Origin of the sequence: Oscillochloris sp. ZM17-4, from assembly GCF_019599295.1 — a bacterium.
Classification (GTDB): domain Bacteria; phylum Chloroflexota; class Chloroflexia; order Chloroflexales; family Chloroflexaceae; genus Oscillochloris.
The window spans coordinates 103,653-109,997 of the sequence record NZ_JAIEWN010000008.1 but is presented as its reverse complement, the minus strand read 5'-3'; the positions used below and the strand labels follow the sequence as shown (position 1 = coordinate 109,997).

Annotated in this window: 5 protein-coding genes; 1 reads left to right on the top strand and 4 read right to left on the bottom strand. The window is 70.1% G+C overall.

Annotated features, from left to right (window positions below):
• Positions 1-54: 54 nt before the first annotated feature.
• The gene (locus K2Z83_RS08945) at positions 55-1,047 is read right to left on the bottom strand and encodes a folate-binding protein YgfZ (RefSeq protein ID WP_220594833.1); all 993 of its coding nucleotides are present in this window, start codon (positions 1,045-1,047) and stop codon (positions 55-57) included.
• 425 nt (positions 1,048-1,472) lie between these two features.
• Between K2Z83_RS08945 and K2Z83_RS08940 the strand changes: the two genes are divergently transcribed.
• Positions 1,473-1,937: a YcxB family protein gene (locus tag K2Z83_RS08940; protein WP_220594832.1), complete on the top strand. Its 465-nt coding sequence runs from the start codon at positions 1,473-1,475 to the stop codon at positions 1,935-1,937.
• A gap of 86 nt (positions 1,938-2,023) precedes the next feature.
• Here the strand turns inward: K2Z83_RS08940 and K2Z83_RS08935 are convergent, their stop codons facing one another.
• The 3 genes from K2Z83_RS08935 to K2Z83_RS08925 all read right to left on the bottom strand — a co-directional run bounded on the left by K2Z83_RS08935 (position 2,024) and on the right by K2Z83_RS08925 (position 6,154).
• On the bottom strand, positions 2,024-3,367 hold the full coding sequence (locus K2Z83_RS08935; protein WP_220594831.1) for an ABC transporter permease: 1,344 nt from the start codon (positions 3,365-3,367) through the stop codon (positions 2,024-2,026).
• Complete coding sequence (locus K2Z83_RS08930; RefSeq protein WP_305082501.1) at positions 3,354-4,133, bottom strand: ABC transporter ATP-binding protein; 780 nt, start codon at positions 4,131-4,133, stop codon at positions 3,354-3,356. The genes K2Z83_RS08935 and K2Z83_RS08930 overlap by 14 nt, the downstream gene beginning before the upstream one ends.
• A 146-nt stretch (positions 4,134-4,279) precedes the next feature.
• A complete protein-coding gene (locus K2Z83_RS08925; RefSeq protein WP_220594830.1) occupies positions 4,280-6,154 on the bottom strand; it encodes an efflux RND transporter periplasmic adaptor subunit in 1,875 nt (624 codons plus the stop codon).
• Between the last annotated feature and the right edge of the window lie 191 nt (positions 6,155-6,345).

Here is a 6,345-nt window from a genome sequence, read left to right as displayed (position 1 = left end):
CCGCATCCGAGCGGGGGCGCAGCGCCCGCATCCGGGCGGGGCGCAGCGCCCGCATCACACAAACGGCAGGCCGACCACCTCAACCCCCACGCCCGCAAGCGCGAGCATCCCGCCGGGATCGGCGAAGGCGCTGCGCACATAGGCCAGCCCGATCAGCCCGTGGCGCGGCGACTCCGCCACGCTCGTCAGGTCGCCGGCCTCCTTGCCGCCGGCGTCCAGCTTCGCCGGCAGCGCGAGGCCGTCCGGCAGCCCGGCGGGGAACCGCAGGCCGCGCAGCTGCTTGGCCAGGCGGCCGCGGCTCTCCATACGGGCGATAATCTCCTGGCCGACGTAGCAGCCCTTGCTGAAGCTGATCGCGTCCCAGAGCCCCGTCTCCAGGGGGATGTACTCCTGCGAGAGCTCGCGGCCGAAGGCCCCCTGGCCCGCCTCGACCCGCAGCACATCGAAGGTGTCCGCGTCGAGCGTCGCCGCGCCGGCGGACGTGAGGGCGTCGGCGAGGGCGTCGGCCGCCTCGGGCGGCGCGTAGATCGCCATGCCGCCCGCGCCGAGCGGCTGGCAGCGCGCCACATACAGCGCCCACTCGCGCCACTGCGCGGCCGCAATGCCGTAGGGCGGCAGGCCGGCGGCGGGCAGGCCGAGGCTCTCTAGCAGCTCGACCGCACGCGGCCCGTAGATCGCCAGCTGGAGCAGGGACTCGCCCGCATCCTCCAGCCTCACCTTGTCGTTGAAGAAGATATTCTTGCGCAGGTAGCGCATGATCGCCGGCCCCTGGCCGGGGCTCGTCACCAGCAGCATGCCGTCCTCCACCCGGTGGACCGTCAGCAGATCGATGATCCGGCCGATCGGGGTGGTGAGCACCGCGCGCGCGCCCTGGCCCGGCGTCAGCTTCTCGATCTGGTTGGTCGAGAGTCGGTGCAGCAGCGCGGCGGCGTCGCGGTCGCGCATCCAGATCCGCCCGCCCGCCCGCGCGTCGTAGATCGCCGCGCCCTCGTGGGCCGCCGCGTAGGCCGCGAGGTCCGCCTGCGGGGCCGTCAGGGTGTCTGTCATAAGGGTATAGTCCACATCGTAGGGCCGAAGCATTCGCAGGGAAGAACGTGGCGATCAGGGCGATCTCTCAGATGAGCGCTTCGGCCTTACACGATAGCCCACCATTAGTTTGTTTGACAACTTTATCTACATATATCATACCATACCGGCCCTCGGCATGAGGCACATGCGCGGGCCGCCAGCAGGGCATGTGCAACGTCCTGCGCGCCCCCCTGGCTGGCGACTGACGTCGCGCCGGCAGGGCGCGCTGCGCCGGGCGTCGGCCTGCGCCGACGCCGGATCCGCCCACGAAGGTGGGCGGTCGGCCGCAGACCCCCGCGACGCGGCTTCAGCCGCCCGCAACGTTGCAACAGCCCTTACTATAGCACGCAGAGGAGCGGGTATAATGGGCGGCATCGCCCGCCCATCACCCGAGGAGCCCTGCCATGATCGTCGTCGAGGCGCGCCTGCAGCCGCCGCAGTTCTTCCAGCTCTCGCTGCTGCGCCACTTCCAGCGGCCCAGCTTCTACTTCTACGCCGTCACCGCCGCCGTGCTCACCGCGCTCACCTACACGATAAACATCGACATTATGTTTCTGGTGGTGGGCTGGGTGCCCTTCGGCCTCTACATGATCCTCGGGCTGGCCAACGCCTTCGCGGGCAGCCGCAACCCCGAGCAGCCCTATTTCCTGCAGACCCGCTACGAGTTTGGCGACGAGGAGCTGCGCCTGAGCACCTCGCGCGGGGTGAGCGTGCTGGAGTGGGGCAGGTTTAAGGAGTGGCGCAAAGTGGTGGGCTGCTACGTGCTCGTCCTCGACAGCGGGCCAATTATGGCCATCCCGGTGGCCGATGTGCCGAAGGGCCGCCAGCCGGCGCTTGAGGACTTCCTCAAGAAGAAGATCCCGCTGTAGGCGTCAGGGCTGCCGCCCTGAAACCTGGATTGGTTTGCCAATATCTGCCAGCTTCGCTGGCAGATATTGGCAAACCAATCTGAAGGTTACTCGTAGCGCAGCGCCACAATCGGGTCGAGGCGGGCCGCGCTGCGGGCGGGGGCGATGCCGAAGAAGAGGCCGACGGCCAGGGCGAATCCGAAGGCCAGCAGGGCCACGTCCCAGCTCAGGCTGGCCGTCATCAGCCCGCTCGCGCTCACCCCCAGGGCGATGGCCGAGCCGATGGCCAGGCCGACCAGCCCACCCACCCCGCTCAGAGCCAGCGACTCGAAGAGGAACTGGCGCATGATGTCGCCCTCGCGCGCGCCCAGCGCCTTGCGCAGCCCGATCTCGCGGGTGCGCTCGCGCACCGACACCAGCATGATGTTCATGATGCCGATCCCGCCCACCAGCAGCGAGATCCCGGCGATCGCCGCCAGGAACAGCGTCAGCATCTGCGTGGTCTGAGTCACCGTGTTGAGCATGTCCTGCTGGTTGATCACGCTGAAGTCGTCGGCGCTGCCGTCGAGCGACAGGCTGTGCTCCTCGCGCATGGTCGTCTCGACCTCGGCCTGGGCGGCGTCCACCGAGGCGGCGTCGCTGGCCTGGGCCACGATCGTCGAGACCGTCCAGCTGCCGCCGACGGCGCGCGCCCCGAAGAGGATTCGCTGGGCCGTGCTGAGCGGCACGATCACCCCGTCGTCGGCCGAGCCGAATCCGCTGCCGCCGCTGCTCGCCAGCACGCCCACCACCGTGAACTGCTGGCCGCTCACCCGCACCTGCTGGCCGATCGCCCCGCCGTCGGGGAAGAGCGTCTCCGAGACGTTCGCCCCCAGCACGATCACCTTCGACGTGGCGCTCACGTCTTCCGCGCCGATGAAGCTGCCCTCGGCCAGCGTGCTGTTGTGGACATCGGCGTAGATCGCGGTGGCCCCGGTGACGCGGGCGTTCACGTTGTTGCTGCCGGCCACCAGCTGGGCGTTGCCGCTGTACTCGGGCGAGACCTGGGCCACGTCGGGGTTGCGCGAGCTGTCGGCCAGCGCCTCGGCGTCGGACATGGTCAGGCTGGAGCTGTCGCCCACGGCGCCGCGCACCCCGCCGCTGCTGGAGGCTCCGGCGCGCACGGTGAGCAGGTTGGCCCCGTTGGAGGTGATCGAGGCGGTGATCGTCTCCTGCGAGCCGCGCCCGATCGCCAGCAGGGCCACCACGGCGGCCACGCCGATCAGCACGCCGAGGGTGGTGAGCAGGGTGCGCAGCGGGTTGGCGCGCAGGGTGGCCAGGGCGAAGCGCAGCGTCTCAACCCAGCCGATCCCGCCGTCGAGCAGGGCGTCGACCTCGGACTCAAGGCGGGCGTCATCGTCCTCGGCGCGGGCCGGGGCGGCACGCTCGATCACAGGGCTATGCGTGCTCATGGGTGAGCCTCCACTGCTGTCGGGTGGGGAGCCGGCGGCTACGGGTCTTCTGCACATGCGCCTCATCGGGCCAGGCGTCGGCGGTCGCCAGATCGCGCACCAGATGGCCGTCGCGGATCTCCAGCAGCCGGTGGGCCTGGCGGGCCACGTCGGGCTCGTGGGTGACGATGACGACGGTCATGCCGGAGCGGTTCAGGTCGGCGAACAGGCCCATGATCTCGGCGCTGGTTCTGGTGTCGAGGGCGCCGGTCGGCTCGTCAGCCAGCAACAGAGCCGGGTCGCTCACCAGGGCACGGGCGATCGCCACGCGCTGCTGCTGGCCGCCCGAGAGCTCCTGGGGCTTGTGGCCCATGCGATCGCCGAGGCCGACCCTGGTGAGGGCCGCCGCCGCCCGCTCAAACCGCTCGCTCGTCGGGATGCCACCACGGTAGGCCAGTGGCAGGGCCACGTTCTCTAGGGCCGTGCTGCGGGCCAGCAGGTGAAACTGCTGGAAGACGAAGCCGATCTTGTGGTTACGCACCGCCGCCAGCAGCGCCGGGTCGAGCCGCTCAACCGGCAGGCCGTCCAGGTGGTAGCTGCCCGCCGTGGGCGTGTCCAGGCAGCCGATCATATTCATCAGGGTCGATTTACCGGAGCCAGATGGCCCCACAATCGCCACGAACTCGCCGCGACGGATCTGGAAGCTCACCCCGCGCAGGGCGTGAACCTCAAACTCGCCCATGGTGTAGGTGCGCCGCAGGTCGTGGGCTACAATCATTGCGCTCATAAGAAATACCTCTCGCTGCTGCCGATGGCGTCAGGTGCCCGCCCGCGCCGGGGGACTAAAGTCCCCGGCTATGGTCTGCGAAGCCCGTCTGCGCGGGCTATCGCAGTGTGCTGTGCCCAATCTGCAATCTGCAATCTGCAATCGCATTAGGGCATCCCGGCGGGCGGGCCGCCGGAAGGCGGGCCGCCAAGGCCGCCGCCCAGCAGGCTGGTGCTGCTCGTGCTGGAGGTGCTGCCACTGCTGCTGCTCGTGCTGGTCACGATCAGCACCGTGTCGCCCTCCTGGACGCACTGGGCCGAGCTATCGACGCAGCCGAGGATCTCGGTCATCCCATCGCTGGCCAGGCCGGTCTCGACCTGGAGCGCCGCCGGGGGCTGGCCGGCCTGCTGCACCTGGAGCACCTTCTGGCCGTTCACCGTCTGGATGGCCCGCGTGGGCACCAGCAGCGCGCCCGCGTGCTGCTCGGTCTGGATGTCGCCGGTGGCGGTCATGCCCGCCCGCACCGGGGCGTCGCCGGGAGCGAAGCTCACGCGCACGGTGTAGGTTGCCACATTCGAGCTGACGGTCGCCACCGGGGCGACGGTCTGGACGGTGCCGTCGATGGTCACGTCGCTCAGTGCGTCGAAGCTGAGCGTCACCGGCTGGCCCACGGCCACGTCGCCGATATCGCTCTCGCTCAGGCTGAGGTCAACATAGAAGGCGCTCTGGTCGATCACCGAGATCGTGGCCGCGCCGGCGTCGTCGCCCACGCTGGCGGACACCTCGGACACGACCCCATCGAAGGGCGCGCTCAGAGTGGCGTCGGCAAGGTCGAGCTTGGCCTGATCGTAGGCCACCTGGGCCTGGGCCAGGCTGGCCTCGGCGCTGGCGACCGCGCTGGCCGAGCCGGGCTGGCCCAGGCTCTCAAGGTTGATCTGGGCCTGCGCGACGCTGGCCCGGGCGATGGCCAGATCCTCGGCGCTGGCCGGGCTCTGGAGCGAGCTGAGGTTGGCCTGGGCCGAGGCGACCGAGGCGCGGGCGCTCGCGATCTCGGCGGCGGTCGCGCCGGACTGGAGGTCGGCGAGCTGGGTCTGGGCGTCCTTGAGGGTCGCCTCGGCCTGGGCCACGCCGGTGATCTCGGCCTGCTTGGCCTGCTCGTAGGACACCTGGGCCTGGCGCAGGCTCTCCTCGGCGTTGCTCACGGCGCGCAGGGCGGCGGCCTCCTCGTCCTTGGCGCTCTGCGGCAGGTCGCCGGGGGCGCTCTCCTGCTGGCGGTTGCTCCAGTAGACCGTGCTGTAGGCGTCCTGGGCGTCGCGCAGGCTATTGGCCGCCGTCGTCAGCGCGCTCTCGGCCTTGAGCTTGGCCGCCGAGAGGCTGGACTGCTGCGACTGGAGCGTGATCTGGGCCTGCGTGACTGTGCTCTGGGCCGATGAAAGATTGGCGGCGGTGGGGCCGTCGAGCAGGTCGGCCAGCTGGGCCTGGGCGCTGGCCAGCTGGGCCTTCGCGCTCGCCAGCTCGGCGGCGGTCACGCTGCCGGTGCGGGTCTTCTCGTAGGAGGCCTGGGCGCTCTGCAGGCTGGCCTGGGCGCTGGCGATATCGGCGGCAGTCGCGCCCTCGCCATTGGCGGCGGCCACGGATGCCTGGGCCGACTTGAGGTTGGCCTCGGCCTGGGCGACCGCCATCTGGAGCTCCTGGATGTCCAGGCTGGCCAGGGGCTGCCCGGCGCTGACCGCATCGCCGACCTGCACCGACACCTCGGCGACCGTGCCGGAGACGGGGAAGGCGAGGGTGCGGGTCTGGGCCGGCGCAACCGAGCCGCTGCCCGAGACGCTGAGGCTCAGGCTGCCGCTGGATACCGTGGCGGTGCTGACGCTGACGGCGGGCGCGCCGCTGGCGCTGAGCGTGCGCCAGGCCACGAAGCCGGCGGCGGCGATGATCAGGGCGAGGGGGATGAGCAGCCAGGGAGAGAGGCGGCGGCGCGCCCTGCGGCTGCCGAGGCGACCGATCACCCGCTGGTCTGCGGGGGGAGAAGAGACACTCATGGGGACCTCCTGCGCTACGACGGCTGCGCGCTGGCAGCGCCTACACAGAAAGGGTACCCGTCAGATATTCAGTTCTCGCGTAGATCGTCTTGGGGTGACGTGTAGGGAGAACAAGAAGTCGCTCATTGGCATTCCCCATATCAATGAGCGATGTTGTTGCCAGCAACAACACTACGCACGGTGAGGGTGTG

Coding starts and splice junctions, on each gene's coding strand:
- K2Z83_RS08925 (WP_220594830.1), bottom strand. CDS start 6,154: ATGAGTGTCTCTTCTCCCCCCGCAGACCAGCGGGTGATCGGTCGCCTC.
- K2Z83_RS08935 (WP_220594831.1), bottom strand. CDS start 3,367: ATGAGCACGCATAGCCCTGTGATCGAGCGTGCCGCCCCGGCCCGCGCC.
- K2Z83_RS08930 (WP_305082501.1), bottom strand. CDS start 4,133: ATGAGCGCAATGATTGTAGCCCACGACCTGCGGCGCACCTACACCATG.
- K2Z83_RS08945 (WP_220594833.1), bottom strand. CDS start 1,047: ATGACAGACACCCTGACGGCCCCGCAGGCGGACCTCGCGGCCTACGCG.
- K2Z83_RS08940 (WP_220594832.1), top strand. CDS start 1,473: ATGATCGTCGTCGAGGCGCGCCTGCAGCCGCCGCAGTTCTTCCAGCTC.